The sequence below is a fragment of the Glaciimonas sp. OK215 genome (assembly GCF_057787885.1).
On the sequence record NZ_CM173544.1, the window covers coordinates 1,379,355 to 1,394,747 of the forward strand.

General features: G+C 57.4%; 17 protein-coding genes and 2 tRNA genes. 8 read left to right on the forward strand and 11 right to left on the reverse strand.

The window, feature by feature from the left end; all coding sequences use genetic code 11:
• Positions 1-78: 78 nt before the first annotated feature.
• From AC3CHX_RS06140 to aat, 3 genes are all read right to left on the reverse strand, one after another.
• On the reverse strand, positions 79-1,119 hold the full coding sequence (locus AC3CHX_RS06140) for a quinone-dependent dihydroorotate dehydrogenase (protein WP_488643196.1): 1,041 nt from the start codon (positions 1,117-1,119) through the stop codon (positions 79-81).
• A 73-nt stretch (positions 1,120-1,192) separates the two neighbouring features.
• The gene (locus tag AC3CHX_RS06145) at positions 1,193-1,918 is read right to left on the reverse strand and encodes an arginyltransferase (protein ID WP_488643197.1); all 726 of its coding nucleotides are present in this window, start codon (positions 1,916-1,918) and stop codon (positions 1,193-1,195) included.
• Between the two features lie 104 nt (positions 1,919-2,022).
• Positions 2,023-2,751 carry a leucyl/phenylalanyl-tRNA--protein transferase gene (gene aat, locus AC3CHX_RS06150; RefSeq protein WP_488644733.1) on the reverse strand — a complete coding sequence of 243 codons (729 nt, stop codon included), beginning with the start codon at positions 2,749-2,751 and terminating at the stop codon, positions 2,023-2,025.
• Positions 2,752-3,242: 491 nt separating this feature from the next.
• Here aat and AC3CHX_RS06155 point away from each other — a divergent pair, with 491 nt between their 5' ends.
• Positions 3,243-4,274, forward strand: a complete 1,032-nt coding sequence (locus AC3CHX_RS06155) for a Glu/Leu/Phe/Val family dehydrogenase (RefSeq protein WP_488643198.1) — start codon at positions 3,243-3,245, stop codon at positions 4,272-4,274.
• Positions 4,275-4,384: 110 nt separating this feature from the next.
• Here AC3CHX_RS06155 and AC3CHX_RS06160 read toward each other — a convergent pair whose 3' ends face one another.
• Positions 4,385-4,957, reverse strand: a complete 573-nt coding sequence (locus AC3CHX_RS06160) for an NUDIX hydrolase (RefSeq protein WP_488643199.1) — start codon at positions 4,955-4,957, stop codon at positions 4,385-4,387.
• A gap of 207 nt (positions 4,958-5,164) precedes the next feature.
• Between AC3CHX_RS06160 and AC3CHX_RS06165 the strand changes: the two genes are divergently transcribed.
• Positions 5,165-5,241 (forward strand) — tRNA-Met (locus AC3CHX_RS06165).
• A 46-nt stretch (positions 5,242-5,287) separates the two neighbouring features.
• A tRNA-Met gene (locus tag AC3CHX_RS06170) sits at positions 5,288-5,364 on the forward strand.
• Between the two features lie 106 nt (positions 5,365-5,470).
• Here the strand turns inward: AC3CHX_RS06170 and AC3CHX_RS06175 are convergent.
• Positions 5,471-5,638: a hypothetical protein gene (locus AC3CHX_RS06175; RefSeq protein ID WP_488643200.1), complete on the reverse strand. Its 168-nt coding sequence runs from the start codon at positions 5,636-5,638 to the stop codon at positions 5,471-5,473.
• 266 nt (positions 5,639-5,904) lie between these two features.
• On the opposite strand from AC3CHX_RS06175, the gene AC3CHX_RS06180 reads away from it, so the two are divergent.
• On the forward strand, positions 5,905-6,267 hold the full coding sequence (locus AC3CHX_RS06180; RefSeq protein ID WP_488643201.1) for a hypothetical protein: 363 nt from the start codon (positions 5,905-5,907) through the stop codon (positions 6,265-6,267).
• A 257-nt stretch (positions 6,268-6,524) separates the two neighbouring features.
• Here the strand turns inward: AC3CHX_RS06180 and AC3CHX_RS06185 are convergent, their stop codons facing one another.
• The 5 genes from AC3CHX_RS06185 to pcaH form a co-directional block, all read right to left on the reverse strand.
• Positions 6,525-6,977 (reverse strand): YXWGXW repeat-containing protein, encoded by a 453-nt coding sequence (locus AC3CHX_RS06185; protein WP_488643202.1) that lies wholly within the window; start codon positions 6,975-6,977, stop codon positions 6,525-6,527.
• A 92-nt stretch (positions 6,978-7,069) separates the two neighbouring features.
• A complete protein-coding gene (pcaCD, locus tag AC3CHX_RS06190; protein WP_488643203.1) occupies positions 7,070-8,332 on the reverse strand; it encodes a bifunctional 4-carboxymuconolactone decarboxylase/3-oxoadipate enol-lactonase PcaCD in 1,263 nt (420 codons plus the stop codon).
• Positions 8,329-9,750, reverse strand: a complete 1,422-nt coding sequence (locus tag AC3CHX_RS06195) for a lyase family protein (protein WP_488643204.1) — start codon at positions 9,748-9,750, stop codon at positions 8,329-8,331. The genes pcaCD and AC3CHX_RS06195 overlap by 4 nt, the downstream gene beginning before the upstream one ends.
• A gap of 39 nt (positions 9,751-9,789) precedes the next feature.
• The gene (locus AC3CHX_RS06200) at positions 9,790-10,302 is read right to left on the reverse strand and encodes a peptidase associated/transthyretin-like domain-containing protein (RefSeq protein WP_488643205.1); all 513 of its coding nucleotides are present in this window, start codon (positions 10,300-10,302) and stop codon (positions 9,790-9,792) included.
• A gap of 12 nt (positions 10,303-10,314) precedes the next feature.
• Positions 10,315-11,007, reverse strand: coding sequence for a protocatechuate 3,4-dioxygenase subunit beta (pcaH, locus tag AC3CHX_RS06205; RefSeq protein WP_488643206.1), 693 nt, complete (start codon positions 11,005-11,007; stop codon positions 10,315-10,317).
• Between the two features lie 302 nt (positions 11,008-11,309).
• Between pcaH and AC3CHX_RS06210 the strand changes: the two genes are divergently transcribed.
• The 4 genes from AC3CHX_RS06210 to AC3CHX_RS06225 all read left to right on the forward strand — a co-directional run bounded on the left by AC3CHX_RS06210 (position 11,310) and on the right by AC3CHX_RS06225 (position 14,250).
• The gene (locus AC3CHX_RS06210; RefSeq protein WP_488643207.1) at positions 11,310-12,122 is read left to right on the forward strand and encodes an IclR family transcriptional regulator domain-containing protein; all 813 of its coding nucleotides are present in this window, start codon (positions 11,310-11,312) and stop codon (positions 12,120-12,122) included.
• Between the two features lie 143 nt (positions 12,123-12,265).
• The gene (locus AC3CHX_RS06215) at positions 12,266-12,574 is read left to right on the forward strand and encodes a 4a-hydroxytetrahydrobiopterin dehydratase (RefSeq protein WP_488643208.1); all 309 of its coding nucleotides are present in this window, start codon (positions 12,266-12,268) and stop codon (positions 12,572-12,574) included.
• A gap of 17 nt (positions 12,575-12,591) precedes the next feature.
• Positions 12,592-13,362: an SDR family oxidoreductase gene (locus tag AC3CHX_RS06220; protein ID WP_488643209.1), complete on the forward strand. Its 771-nt coding sequence runs from the start codon at positions 12,592-12,594 to the stop codon at positions 13,360-13,362.
• A 90-nt stretch (positions 13,363-13,452) separates the two neighbouring features.
• Positions 13,453-14,250, forward strand: a complete 798-nt coding sequence (locus AC3CHX_RS06225; protein WP_488643210.1) for a DUF1223 domain-containing protein — start codon at positions 13,453-13,455, stop codon at positions 14,248-14,250.
• Positions 14,251-14,297: 47 nt separating this feature from the next.
• Here the strand turns inward: AC3CHX_RS06225 and AC3CHX_RS06230 are convergent, their stop codons facing one another.
• Positions 14,298-15,377, reverse strand: coding sequence for a flavin reductase (locus AC3CHX_RS06230; RefSeq protein WP_488643211.1), 1,080 nt, complete (start codon positions 15,375-15,377; stop codon positions 14,298-14,300).
• Positions 15,378-15,393: the final 16 nt, after the last annotated feature.

Genomic DNA, 15,393 nt, shown 5'->3' on the forward strand with positions numbered 1-15,393 from the left:
AATATCGTTTTACCCCAAAAAAAAGCATACGCGACCGTATGCTTTTTTGATTTAGTTGCAGGTATATTGCTGTCGGGCTCAGCCTTTCCGCAGCGCCTTGGCGCACTCGCCAACCAACGCCGGTCCGCGATAAATCAGTCCGCTATATAGCTGTACCAAGGCTGCGCCGGCGGCCATTTTTGTCTGGGCGTCAGCCCCACTCAAAATCCCGCCCACACCGATAATCGGCACCGCATCGCCCAGCTCCGCGCGCAGCCTGCGCACCACGTTGTTCGATAATTCAAACACCGGCGCACCGGACAAGCCACCCGCTTCGTTTTCATGGGGCAGTCCCTTGACTGCATCGCGCGCGATGGTGGTATTCGTGGCGATGACGCCATCCATCTGGTGGTGTAACAGCGCGTCGGCAATGGTTTTAATTTGTTCGGCATCGATGTCCGGTGCAATTTTCAACACCACCGGAACATAGCGCTTATGCTGATCGGCCAGCTTTTGCTGTGCGCGCTTGAGTTGCGCAAGCAGTGCATCAAGCTCGGAGGCGCCTTGCAATTGACGCAGGTTTTTGGTGTTCGGTGACGAAATGTTGACGGTGACGTAGCTGGCGTACGGATAGACTTTTTCCAGGCAGTGCAGGTAGTCGTCTGCGGCATTTTCAATCGGGGTCGATGCATTCTTGCCGATGTTCAGGCCGAGTACACCGATTCGCTCCTGGTAAAACCTTGACGATTGCACGTTGCTGACGAAGGCGTCGACGCCGCCGTTGTTGAAGCCCATGCGATTGATGATGGCGTTCGCAGCCGGCAGGCGGAACATGCGTGGGCGCGGATTGCCAGGCTGGGCTTTGGGTGTCACGGTACCGATTTCAATCGAACCGAACCCGAGCGCTGCCAGGCCGTCGATGAAGGCGCCATCCTTATCCAGGCCGGCGGCTAATCCCACCGGATTTGGGAAGGTTATGCCCATGACGGTACGCGGATCCGGAGACGGTTTTGGCAATAACGCGGTGAGTCCCATGGCTGCGGCACGGCGCAGCGCCGGCAAGGTCAGGTTATGAGCGGCTTCGGGGTCTAGCGAAAACAGGGCGGGGCGGGCGAGGTTGTACAGGAATTTGGAAGGCACGATTTTGAGTGGTGATGAGTGTGTAGAGTGGGTTGGCGGTCAGCTGCAGTGTAGTTTGCATCGGCGCAACCGCCTATTCTAACGCACCCCATTCGCCCTGCCGTAGCGCTTCCAGAGGTTTGAAGTTGATTTTGTAGGCCATTTTAGGGCTGTCCTTGATCCAGTAGCCGAGATACACGTAGGCCATCTCGAGTTGTTGTGCCTGCTTGATCTGCCACAAAACGTTGTAAGTACCATATGACGCGCCGACGACGTCGGGGTCGTAGAACGTGTACACCGAAGACAGGCCGTCATTCAGTACATCGATGATGCTGATCATGCGCAAGGTGCCGTCCGGTTCGCGGAACTCCACCAGTCGGGTATTGACTTTGCTCTGCAGCAAGAACTGGGCGTACTGATCGCGGCTGTCCTGATCCATGCCGCCGCCGGCATGGCGCGCAGTTTGATAGCGCAGATAAAGTTCGTAGTGCTCGTATACGTAGGCAAGATTGGTGACCAGCGCGGTCAGATGGCGATGCTTGTGCCAGGCCCGGCGCTGACTGCGATTGGGGGTGAACGCATTGACCAGCGTGCGTACCGGCGTGCATGCCTGGCAACCATCGCAATACGGTCGATAGGTAAAGATGCCGCTGCGTCGAAAGCCATTTTTGACCAGCTCGGAATAGACATCCGCGTTGATCAGGTGTGAAGGCGTCGCTACCTGCGAACGGGCTTGACGGCCGTCCAGATAACTGCATGGATAGGGCGCTGTGGCATAGAACTGCAGGGTTGAAAACGGGAGATCTTTTAAGTGTGCCATGTGCATCCTGAGTGACAGGTTCGACAACTATAATTTACACCGTAAGAGCGCTGTCGTGTGAGTCGAAATATGTCTATAACTGCCATCCGGTACGCCATTTTTATTTAATCCGGGAATAACGGCATAGGCCGCCAGTCGTGAATTTGCGGGTGATCTATGGCCAGGCGCAAGTGGCGCATGAATTCGTCGCGCGCAATCGGCGTGGCGCCGAGCGATGCCAGATGCGGTGTTTCTTGCTGGCAGTCAATCATGACGACGCCGTGCTGACGCAGAAACTGGACCAGATAGGCCATTGCGATTTTGGAGGTGTCGGTGACGCGGGCGAACATCGATTCGCCAAAAAACATGCGGCCTATGCTTACCCCATACGCGCCGCCGACCAGCTTGCCCTCCAGCCAGACCTCGGCGGAGTGGGCGTAGCCGAGCCGGTGCAGGGTGCGATAGCTGGCGATGATGTCGTCGGAAATCCAGGTGCCCTGACCGTCCCGGCGCGGTCCGGCACAGGCGCGCATGACGTCCTCGAAAGCAAAATCGAAGCGGATCTGCCAGCGCCGGTCAGACCGGGTGCTGCGGTGTATTTTGCGCAACGTTTTCTTGAGGCTCGCGGATATCTGGAAGTGTTCGGTTTGCAACACCATGCGCGGGTCGGTGCTCCACCACAGGATAGGCTGGCCCTCGGAAAACCACGGAAAAATGCCGTGTCGATAGGCATTTAGCAGGCGCTGCGGCGACAAATCGCCGCCGGCAGCGAGCAGCCCGGCGGCACCGTCTTCATCGCACAGGGCCTCCGAGACATCGGGAAAAGGTGTATCAATTTCTAGCCAGGGAATCATCGCTACGCCCCAATTCGCGTTGTTTTGGCAGGTGATGTCATGCACGATATCACTGCGTTTTTCTCGACTATGTTTCTCATGGTTAACTATTTCAAATAAAAATCAGGTTAGTGCGTTAGTCAAAATCTTAGTCGATTTTGCCGTGTCAACTATCGCCAATTTTTTTGTCGGTGACAACGTTGCTTACGGCAGCACGCGGATGCGGCGTAGTTTCAGCGGGATTACATAATATCTTGCCAATATTCTGCGCCGATTCCGATAGCCGTGCTGCCAGGCTAGGCAATCCTTGGGCTGCCGCTGTTGAGTTTCATAAACCGACAATCTATACTCCGGTGTCGGCGACACAATCGCCGCTCGCGCCGTTGGTCGGCATCAACCCACCGCCTTACGGATAGTTTTATCTTTACCTTACCTTTAACCTTAGTCAAAGCGGAACGTCATCACCCGCCCTTATCCGGTCGAGTGATTGTTATCTGCGCGGAGCCACAAGCATGACCGCTTTTATCTTTAATGAACTGAATTTCGACGACCACGAACAAGTGGTATTCGTCTCCGAAGCCAAGTCCGGCCTCAAAGGCATTATTGCCGTCCACAATACCAACCTCGGTCCTGCCATGGGCGGTTGCCGTATGTGGAATTACGCTAGCGAAGCTAGCGCTGTCAACGACGTACTGCGCCTGTCACGCGGCATGACCTACAAAAATGCGGTCGCCGGCTTGCCCATCGGGGGCGGTAAAAGCGTCATCATCGGCAACCCGAAAACCGATAAGACGCCGGCCTTGTTCGAAGCCATGGGCGAAGCCCTGGAGCGCCTCGGCGGCCGTTATATCACGGCAGAAGATGTTGGCACCACGCCGGCCGATATGGCGCATGTGGCGACCAGGACCCGATATGTAGCCGGTCTGGGCGCCAGCGGCGATCCATCCCCTTACACCGCACTGGGTTGTTTTGTCGGCGCACAGGCTGCCGTCAAACATCGCCTGCAGCGTGACTCGATGGCGGGTTTGACCGTCGCCGTGCAAGGATTGGGAAATGTCGGTTACGACTATGCGCGTCGCCTGCATGCCGCAGGCGCCAAGCTGATCGTGGCCGATATCGATCCGGCTGCCCTGGAACGTGCCCATGCGGAATTCGGCGCTGAAATCGTCGGGGTCGATGCCATCTATGACGTGCAGGCAGACATTTACGCTCCGTGCGCGCTGGGCGCCACGCTCAACCCTGACACGCTATCCCGCCTCAAGGCCAAAATCGTCGCCGGTGCTGCCAACAACCAACTTGCCACGGCAGAGATCGGCGAGCTATTGCGTCGTAAAGAGGTACTGTACGTGCCTGACTTCGTCATCAACGCCGGCGGCATCATCAAGGTCTGCTACGAATACCTTAACAAACCGGAGGCCGACGTCGAAGCCCACGTGCGTGAAATAGGCGACACCCTGGTGGAAATTTTCGCCCGCGCCGATCGCGAAGGCTTGTCCACCAGCGTGGTGGCCGATGAGGTAGCGGAAGCGCGTTTCAAGCGCTAAGCAAGCATACAAAAAAAAGCCGCTCACACAGAAATGTTGAGCGGCTTGCATTGCCGGTTTAACCTGGCAACTTGTGCGCATCCGTGGCGAATGTAAAACTCTTTTATGAGTTAGCTGCTACGCATCGGCTTGTAGATGTCTTCAGTATGCAGCGTGAAGCTGGCGCCGTTTTTCTTCACCAGTCTGAGGTCGTCAAAAAAAGCTTTCAGCGTGTAGGCAACGGTCGGGAACGCAATGTCTTCCCATGGAATTTGCGCTTCAGTGAACATCTCGACTTCCAGGCTTTCGATGCCGGCAGAGTAGTCCAGATCGAGCAAGGTGGCACGATAAAACAAATGCACCTGGTGCACACGCGGGACATTGACCATGGAAAAGAGTCCATGCAGATTGATCTTGGCACCGGCTTCTTCCAGCGTTTCGCGGCGCGCAGCCTCTTCGGTGGTTTCGTCGTTTTCCATGAAGCCGGCCGGTAGTGTCCAGTAACCATGGCGCGGTTCGATGGCGCGCTTGCAGAGCAATACACTGACTTCGCCATCGTGCTCCCAGACTGGAATTGAGCCGACCACCATCTTCGGATTCTGATAGTGGATGGTGCCGCAATTGTTGCAGACGTAACGCATGCGGTTGTCGTCAGGCGGGATTTGCAGTAATACAGGATGCGCGCATTCGGAGCAGAATTTCATAGGTAGCGGATCAATGGTCTGGGCACAATGCTTTAAGGCGCGTCATTGTGCGTTGAAAGGAATTGTTACTGCAAACTAGGGTAGCTAATTACCGGTGTTTATATTACATGCCGGAGACGGAAGTGTATCACCGCGCCATGCAAATGCACTTTCTACCTATATTATTTGCTATATCAACTAATAGCATATATAATCTCATTCTTCAGACGCGGGGTGGAGCAGTCTGGCAGCTCGTCGGGCTCATAACCCGAAGGTCGTAGGTTCAAATCCTGCCCCCGCAACCAGATTTAAAGTGTCAGAAAATATCCTGGCATTGTTTGAAAGTACAGACGCGGGGTGGAGCAGTCTGGCAGCTCGTCGGGCTCATAACCCGAAGGTCGTAGGTTCAAATCCTGCCCCCGCAACCAACAGTCGAAACCGTTGATCAGCTTAGCTGTTCAGCGGTTTTTGCTTTTATGCATACACATGTTTGCATGTTCAAAGTAGGCGGTCAGCCCGCCCATCGAGCCGCCTTTAGCAGTTGCCTTTCTTGGCTTGTCCTGGCGGGCAAAATCCATTGCCGGGGCCACCTTGCCCGCGACCTTCCGGGGCCACTATGACGCCGGGATAATCAGGCCCATAGACCATGCAACCTTGTAAGGTAAATACGGTAAAACCAAATAGTGCAAAAAGCTTTTTCATGATTCTCCTTGGGTGATCGACCTCTCATTAAAACGCGCTCATTTTGGCACATCGATTAGGATGGTGGTCCATATTGATATCCGATTTGCAGGAGTTGAATTCACCATGATCGGCTATACCAATTTCCATGACGGCCGCGGCAGGAAGCAGTGGCATTGCGTCGTGTCGCGAGAAGTAGGGGCTGAAACAATTTGTTACATCTAATGCACTTAATACGTCAACTCCGCGTTGGATTTGAGCGCTAATGTAGTGCCAGGGAAATAAGCGTGCTTGATGGCATTTCCCGCCTATTCGAAGGCATCTGCAAGGCGACTCAACTTCATCCAAGAGGAAAAATTATGTTTAAAAATGCTTGCGTAATCGGTGCCGCTATTCTTTTGACGACTACCAGCGTTGCCGCCCTTGCACACAGCGGAGGAGGTGGCGGTGGACAATTCGGCGGCATGTCTTCACAGCATATCAGTAGCGGAGGGCTGAAAAACACGAATGGGGCCAATGCGCTTGACCGCGATAAGGGACTGCAGCGTGCAGCTGACCGCGAAAGCCCGAAGGGTTTAGCGCACAAAACAGCGCATAGGGGAAAAGCACATAAGCATGTCAAAGCTCATTCACAAAAAATCGAGCGATAGTTTTCATCGCCTGGGATCGTCGTCCGTCTTGAGCGGTGCCATGCCAGCAAGCGACGCAATTATTTGAGCCGTATTGGGATATAACGGATAAATCCTTCCCCCGCAACCAACAGCCGAAACCGTTGACCAGCTTAGCTGGTCAACGGTTTTTCTTTTATGCATACATTTTTGCAGGTTCAAATTCCCGGCACCGGCTTGCGCCCTGCAAGCCCTGCGGACGCTGGCTTGTCAGTGCGTATCTTTCCCGTACTCTTCAATTAATGAAAGCCGCCGCTTCGGCGATCGCCGCCGTGATCGTCGCGCCGATTGTCGTGGCGACCGTCGGAACGGTTGTCGTGCCGATCTCTGCGGCCATCATATCGATGGTCGCGACGATCGTTGCGACGGTCATGATTGCCGCCTCGTTCCCATCCACCACGGTGCAGCTGCCAGCCGCCGCGACCTTGTTCCCAGCGTGGGCGCTGGTATTGATAGCCGGCGCGCGCGCGCTCCCAATAACCCCGGCGCCATACGTGGCGACCGTCGACCCAGTCCCAGTAACCTGGCGCCCAAATATAGCCGACACGTGGCGGTGGCAGCAGTTCATAGCGTGGCGGCGGCGGTGGCGAACCAATGATAATGTTGACGCCGACCCGGGTATTCGCCTGAGCCGGGATAAACGCGGTGCAGCCGATTGCGACCAGCATTACGGCACAGAGGGCACGTTTCATAAAGGCCTTAAAAAGTGAGGGATAAGCCACTATACCTGCATGGATATTTACTACAAGAGGCGATGCAACCAGTTACAAGAATCCCTTTTCGATTACAAATTCAGCAAGAAGGCGCCGACCGCATTGGCAAATGCCTGTGGCTGCTCGATCGCGCTCAAATGCGAGGCATTTTGCAGCACCGTCAGTTGCGCTTGCGGGATTTTCTCGACCAGCGTTTGTGCCATGACGAGTGGGGTGCCTTGATCCAGGTCGCCCGCGATCACCAGTGTCGGTATCGTGATGAACGCCAGCCGCTCGCTGGTGTCGACAGTGCCGACGGCGTGGCAACAGCCGATGTAACCATCGGCATCGGTGCTGATCAGGCGCTGGCGAAAGCGCGTCACGGTGGCGTCTCTGGTGGCGCGGAATTCCTCGTGGAAATAGCGCTCCATGACGGCATCGGCAATCGATGCCATGCCTTGCGTGTGGACGGCGTCGATGCGCTGCTGCCATACCGCGCGCACCAGTTCCGGATAGCCGGAGGTGGTATTCGCCAGCACCAGCGCGCTGACCAATGCCGGATGACGCAGCGCCAGTTCCTGACCGACCATGCCGCCCATCGATAGGCCTATCCACACCACCGGGCCGGTGTCCAGTTCACGCAACAGCCGTGCCGCGTCATCTGCCAAATCGGCAATCGCATACAGACCCGCCGGAGCCTCGGAACTGCCGTGGCCGCGTTGATCGTAGCAAATTACGCGATTATCCTGCGCCAGCAAATTGGCCAGATCATCCCACATCGTCAGATCGCACCCCAGTGCATGACTCAGAACGATGGTACGGCGCGCTGCCTTGCCATTGCGCGGTGCGCGCACGGTGTAGTGCAGTACCGGCTTGCTGTTGGTGCGTCCGGACTGACCGATGCCGGGGTGGCTGGTGGCGGCCGGTGTCAGCGGCGTTAGCGCATAACCGATCTGTTCGGCGACTTCGCGCAAGATAATGTGCGCATGGCTGAATGCGGTGTTGGCGGCGGGCACACCGGCGTAGATCGCCGATTGCATCAAAACTTCTTTCATTTCCTCCGGCGTTAAACGGGTTTCAGCATCGCCCAGCAACGCGGCGCGTGCGTGTAATTCAAATTCTTCCCAGCGTCCCAGGGCGACGGTGGTCGCCAGCACAATCACCCTGCGGGTTTTCTGGTCCAGCCCGGGGCGGCCCCAGATTTCATTCCAGGCAAAGCGCGTGATCAGGTGCTGAAATTCGGCGTTGAAGCTGGTGGCGTTGTTGATCGAACGGTCTACCCAGGCATCGCCGAGGATCTGGCGGCGATTGTGCATGCCGCGTTCGAAATCATGGTCAATAGGATCGTAGCTCATGGTGTCTCACTTGGTTGGGTTGTGGTACCGGCTGCGATATCGTCCGCTGCCAGCGCTGAGATGGTGGCACGCAACGCGGCCAATTGTTGGCGCGCCAGTCGCTCTGCAGGCGCGGTTGCGGCGGCCGGGTCGAATAGTTTTTGCAATTGCGCAAAATCAAATTGGTCGCGCAGAACGGCATCGGCGTTGACAGCAGCGAGCACCACGGTGTAGAGATCCTGGCCGGTTGCGATCGCTTGCCCGGTTAAATTTTCCATCAGCTGATGCGCCTGCGGTCGACCCATCGCCGTCGCCAGAAAGATCGCTACCGCTTCAGCGAATACCAAACCTTGCAGGCCATCGATATTGCGCAGCATGCGCTCGCTATCCACCTGCAAGCCAGCCATCGCCTGGTCCAATGCATTCAGCGCGCCATCGGCACTCAGAAACAAGGCCGGCCATTCGGCCAGTTCGGCCTGCCAGTTGCCCAAGCCGCGTTCATGCTGCTGGCCCATGCTCGCCAGCAAGGCCGCTGCGTGTTGCGGCGTGCGGGTCGCGGCTGCCAGTGCAATCATCGATGAGACCGGATTGCGTTTGTGCGGCATCGCCGACGAGCCGCCGCGCCCCTGGCCGGAGGGTTCGGCCAGTTCGGCAATTTCACCTTGCGCCATCAGACTGAGATCGGTGGCGACCTTGCCGAGGCTGCCGACCAGCACCGCGACTTCGAGGCCGAGCCGGACCCATTCATCGCGCTGCGTATGCCAGGCGGCCGGGGCGACCGCCAATCCCAGATCGGCGGCGACCCGGTGCACGACCGCAGACGCTTGCTCGCCCATCACCGCAAGCGTGCCTACCGCGCCGCCCAACTGCAGTTGCAGCGCGCGCGTCGCGCTGCTTCTCAGTTGCAGGCGGGCGCGCACCAGCGGCGCTGCCCAGCCGACCAGCTTGAAGCCGAAACTGGTGACTTGTGCCGGTTGCATCAGCGTGCGCGCCAGCACCGGCGTTGCCAGATGCTGTTCCGCCAGCGTCAGCAGACTATCGGTCAGCGTGTGCAGGCGCTGGTCCAGCAGCAGCAGCGCTTGCCGTGTCGCCAGCACCATGGCGGTGTCGATCACGTCCTGGCTGGTACTGCCCCAATGGACGTGCGTAGCGCACTCCTGATTGAACAGCGCAACGGTCTTGGTCAGCTCCTTGACCAGCGGAATCGCCAAACTGCCGGCGCGGCGGCCGGCGTGGACGATGGCAGGGATGTCGTACAACTGGGCGTTGCAGACGCTGGCGATAGCCCGTGCTGCGGCTTCGGGAATGATGCCTTCGGCTGCCTGCGCCCGCGCCAATGCTTCTTCAAAGCGAAACATCGCCTGGACTATCGCGGCGTCGTCGAACACCGCGAGCATGTCCGAGGTGGTCAGAAAGCTGTCAAACAGGGAAACGCTCACAGAGGCTCCTTCAATGCTGTCTTCTGTCTTAACAGGCGTTTAAACATAATCAAAAAACACCGTCTCCTGTTCTGTCTGCATCCAGATATCCCACTGGTATTGCCCCTCCGCCTGCTTACGGGCGATCAAGGTATCGCGGCGATTTTCCGGGACTTGCGACAGTACCTCCGATTGCGCCAGACCAGCATCGTCGCCCAGGAAGACAGCGGTAAACTGGTGCTTCACCAGACCACGGGCAAACACGGTGACAAACATCACCGGCTTACCGGAAGTAGCCGGCGTCGGCAGCGAGACCGTTATTTTGAAGGCGCCGTTGTCGTCGCTCGGCACCCGCCGAAAGCCGGGGACGGCCTGCGCGGCTTCGGCGCCGGCGGCGTCCGGCAGCCAGGCCTCGATAACCGCGTCGTTAATGGCCACGCCATCGCCATCGCGAATGATGCCGCTGATAATAATGGTGGGGGCGTCGCTCACCACGGTGGCGTCAAAGGCCCAGCGCCATGCTTCGTGTGGAAACGGGCCTATCGTTTGCGAAGGTGTGATATTGCTGCTCATGTGCATTTCTCCTCAAGCTTCCAGCGGTGTGGCGTCGCGGCCGCGCAGAACGATATCGAATTCGTAGCCGAGCATTTTGTCGCTGACGGTCTGTTCCAGGCTAAAGCGCGAGACCAGTCGCTGGCGTGCGGCGGCATCCGGGATGCTCTGGAAGATCGGGTCGTAATCGAATAGCGGATCGCTGGGGAAATACATTTGCGTGACCAGTCGCTGCGCATAGACATTTCCGAACATGGAAAAATGAATATGCGCCGGACGCCACGCCTTGTCGTGATTGCCCCATGGGTAAGGACCGGGCTTGATGGTGACGAAACGGTAACGGCCCTCGTCATCGGTCAACATTTTGCCGAAACCATAAAAATTCGGATCGAGTGGCGCGTCGTGCTGATCGCGCTTGTGCCAATAACGTCCGGCCGAGTTGCACTGCCAGACTTCCAGCAGCGAATTGCGGATCGGCTTGCCGTCTTCATCCAGCACGCGGCCCGTGATCACGATTTTCTCACCCAAGGGCTCTCCCTGGCCTTGCGCGGTCAAGTCCATATCGTGAGGAAGGATCAGGCTGGCGGCGGCACTCAGGTTGGTCTGGACCGGGGCGGCCGTACGAATCCGCAGAGGTGGCTGGGTCGGCCCCCGTTTGACGGTGGAGCGGTAGGGCGGATAAATGAGGTCGGGATAGACCCCGGTTTCTACGGTGTCGAATTTCACTGGTGTGCTCCTTCGGTTCGTTTGGCAGGGTGTACGGGCGCTGCGTTGGCCGACATTTAGTCGCTGCCGGAGATGTTGATAAATTGCCTGCACATCGGCCTGCATAGCTGAATCATTGAATAACGTAAGCCGGTTTTTGTCAGATCACCCAGAAAGGGCGGCTACCGCGCAAATCATTGATTTTCTGTGTTGCGTAGCTAATCATAGGTAAGGGACGGCCAGCGTTCAAGCGCCTGAATGCAGGTGGTGATCGTATATCGCACTTATTGTGCGACAATCGCCCAAAATAAGGTTTAATTCCTATGGACAGCAATATTGCGGTAAATCCAGGCAGTAGCGACGCCTTGTCTGATGCAGAGGGGCCGATGAAACGGGATCTGATCGCCGGGCTGGAAAAAGGCTTGCAGGTAATTGAAGCCTTCGATCAGGAACGCGCGCGCCTGACCATCAGCGAGGTCGCTCAGCGCACCGGCCTGACCCGCGCCGCCGCCCGGCGCTACCTGATCACGCTGGCGCATCTCGGTTACGTTCGCCACGAGCAAAAATTGTTTTCCCTGACGCCCAAGGTGCTGCGTCTCGGCCAGTCGTATTTACACTCGGCGCGCTTGCCGCGCATCGTGCAGCCCTTGCTTTACCGTCTGGCTTATGCGCTGGAAGAAGCGGCTTCCGCCGGTGTGCTGGATCACGATGAGCTGGTCTGCGTCGCCGCCGTCAGCGCTGGCCGGGTGGTGTCGGCGACGCTGCAGCCGGGCACTCGCGTTCCAGCGTTTTGCACGGCCAATGGCCGGGTGCTGCTGGCGAGTTTGGCGCAGGAACAGATCGAAGCAATGCTGGCGCGCCTGCAGCCGGAGCCGATTACCGCCTTTACGATCGTCAACAAAGAGCGTCTGTTGCTGGAGATCGCCCGTACCCGGGCGCAAGGGTATGCGATTGTCGATCAGGAGCTGGAACTGGGTTTGCGTACGATTGCGGTGCCGCTCAGAAACTTCCGCGGCGACACGGTGGCGGCGATGAACATCAGCGTGCATGCGGCGCGGATGCCGGTCGAAGAAATCGTCGAACGCTGTTTACCGGCTTTATTGAAGGCGCAGGTTGAACTGGCGGCTTTACTGTAATTGCGCATCGTCTGTGCTGGTCGACAGAAGCGCAGGCACAGCTGCGTGATCCGGTACCGCAAAGACAGTATCCGTCGATCAATCTTTTGCTCATCTGGCCGCTTCCGGCGCTAGAATTGCTACTTTCACCAACGGATATTGCCATGACACGACCATCCCATATCGGCGCTGTTGCTGCGCTGCAGAACCTGCCTGGCTGGAGCGCGGTGGACGAGCGCGATGCGATTCAGAAAACCTTTTTGTTTACCGACTTCAATGCCGCCTTTGGCTTTATGACGCAGGTCGCGTTACTGGCGGAAAAAATGGATCATCATCCCGAGTGGTCGAATGTTTATAATCGCGTGGTTGTACTACTAACAACTCACGATGCCAACGGCGTGACGGAACTGGATGTGCGCCTGGCGCAATTCATGGATCGGGCCGCAGAAGCCGGCAGTAAGCGCGCCCCTTAGAACCTGTAAAAATCGACATGACTCAACCCGTAGTACTTATTACCGGCGCCGCCAAACGCGTCGGTCGTGTGATTGCCGAGCGCTTTGCGCACGCCGGTTATGCCGTGGTGGTGCATTACGGCAACTCGCAGCTGGAGGCGCTGGAGACGGTGGCCGCGATCGAAGCTGCCGGTCATTGCGCGATCGCCTTGCGCGCCGACCTGGCCAGTCCGGCCGACTTGTCGGCGATGATTCTCGCGACTTATGCCAGATTCGAGCGACTGGACGTGCTGGTCAATTGCGCGGCGATATTCTTCCCCGACACGCTGGCCGACTTCACGCTGGAGGATCTGGAGCGTTCATGGCAAATCAATTGCCGCGCGCCACTGTTGCTGACACAGGCGTTTTACCAGCAGGCGCGACAACGCGGCCAGCAGGGCGTCGTGGTGAACGTGGTCGACCAAAAAGTACGCGCCAATTTTCATCCCGATGATTTCAGTTATACCGTGGCGAAGGCCGCGCTGGGGAACCTGACTTCCATGCTGGCGCTCTCCGGCGGCACCGTGCTGCGCGCCAACGCGCTGTATCCGGGGCTGATGGCGCCAAGCGGCGATCAGACTCAGGCGGATTTCGAATACTCGTCCGAACGTTCAACACCGCTTGGTTACATTGCGCCACTGTCCGAAATTGCGGATGCGATTCTGCTGCTGACCCGGCCGTCTTTCAACGGCGCCGAGTTTGTCGTCGATGCCGGGCAAAACCTGATTCGGGTTGATCGGGATGTGATTAATCTTTATCGGGCGCCTTAGCATTGTTTCGGTGCAACCCGGACGCTAGATGTAAGGAAGCGGCGCGCACAGCGACCAAAGCACATCATCATCATCAGCCGGGAGCTTCACGTGCACATTCTTGACGGAATTTCAAAATACGCGCTGTTGGTAGCGTTTTCGGCTGGCTTGACAGCGCTGGCGCAGGGTGCCGATTACACTGCAAAAAGTCCGGCCAACCGGGTGGCTCTGGTTGAGCTCTACTCGAGCGAGGGCTGCAGCAGTTGTCCGCCAGCCGACGAGTGGCTGGCAAGGATAGGCGCCAAAACCAGTCCGGACATGCTGCTGCCGCTGGCCTTGCATGTCGATTATTGGGATGGGCTGGGGTGGAAAGACCGATTCGGCGACCACAAATTTACGCTACGCCAGCAAGAGCTGGCCGCGTATGCCAACAGCAAGGTCGTGTATACCCCGGAAGTATTCGCCGGCGGGCGCGAACTCAGACGCTGGAGTACGGCCAGTGCGGTCGATGCTGCAATACAGAATATTACGGCGCAGGCATCGCCTGCCGATATCACGATCAAGTTGTCATCGAGGGCAGCACGCTCGTATGCGCTGTCAGCCAGCGTCAGGTTACGCGGCGCTTCCAGACAAAGCCATAACGCCTATGTCGCCGTTTACCAAAACAAGTTGGTGTCTACCGTGGCGGCCGGCGAAAACGGCGGCGTCACCTTGCATCACGAATATGTGGTGCGACGCTGGCTCGGGCCGTTCGCGTTGAAGGATGGCGCGGCGCAGATTCAGGAAAAAATCAGCCTCGACAGCATCGGTGCCGACGTCCGGGCCGATCAGTTTGGCGTGGTGGCGTTCGTCCAGGATGCGACGAGTGGCGAGGTGCTGCAAGCGGCAAGATTGGCGCTTGAGCACTGACCACTGACCGGACTGCTGCTTGATATTTATTCATGGACATGCAACGATCACTCGTCAAATTCGAGTGTCCCGTCGGGCATATTAATGAAGCGCCGCAGCAAGGTCCGCAGGGCGATGGTGTCGACGGCTCCCATTTTTCCCATCATCTCGGTCTCGATTTGCTGGCCCGTCTCGGCGATCTTTTGCGCCAGTTCATGCCCCAGCGCGGTCAGGTAAAACAGGCCGTTGCCGTTGTTTTCATCCCGGTCTACCACGACCTGCAACAGGCCGCGTGCGCTCATGTCATCCAGCACATTGATTAACGGCGAATGACCCGCGTAGACGAACAAACGGTTCAGTTCTTCAAGGCTGCGGCCTTCACGTGCGGCGAGCGTGTTGAGTACAAAAAATTCGGTATCGTTGAGACCGTGCTGCGCGCCATATTCCCGCAGTTTTCCATACAGCTGAAAGTAAGCGCTGCCAAGCAAATGACTCATCGAGTTATCGTCGAAGCTGCGTGAGGCGGTGGTTGCCTTGATCAATGCTTCGGCTTCATCGGCCAGTTCCTTGCGGGTAGCGATGGCGTAGTTGCCGCGCTGATATACCAGCGGCGGTATGTCGGAATGATCGAAGCGCATGACTTCGCCGACCATGATGACGTGATCGCCGCCATCGTAGCGATAGGCCGTTTTGCATTGCATGCGGGTGGTGCAGGCCGGTAGCAGTGGTGCGCCGCCCAGTCCCGTTTCAGTCTCAAGGCCGGCGAATTTAGCCACGCCGCGCTTGGCGAAGCGATTCGCCAGTACTTCCTGATCGTGCGACAGGATATGCACCGCCCAGTATTCCGCCGTCTCGAATACCGGCGCGCTACTCGATGACTTCGCCAGACTCCATAACACCAGCGGCGGGTCGAGAGATACCGAGTTGAAACTGTTGGCGGTAATGCCGACGAATTTTTCTCTGTCATCAATGTCATGCATGTTCTTGCCGCAGGCGGTAATGATGGTGACGCCGGTGGTAAACGTCCCTAGCGCGTTGCGATATTCGCGTTGGTCGAACATTTTTGCGAGCGTTTCTTTATCCGCTAGCTGGGATGATTGTTCTGCTGTGGCCATCTGATTCGGTTCAAGTTTTTCTTCGATCAGCATGTTATCAGGCTATTGC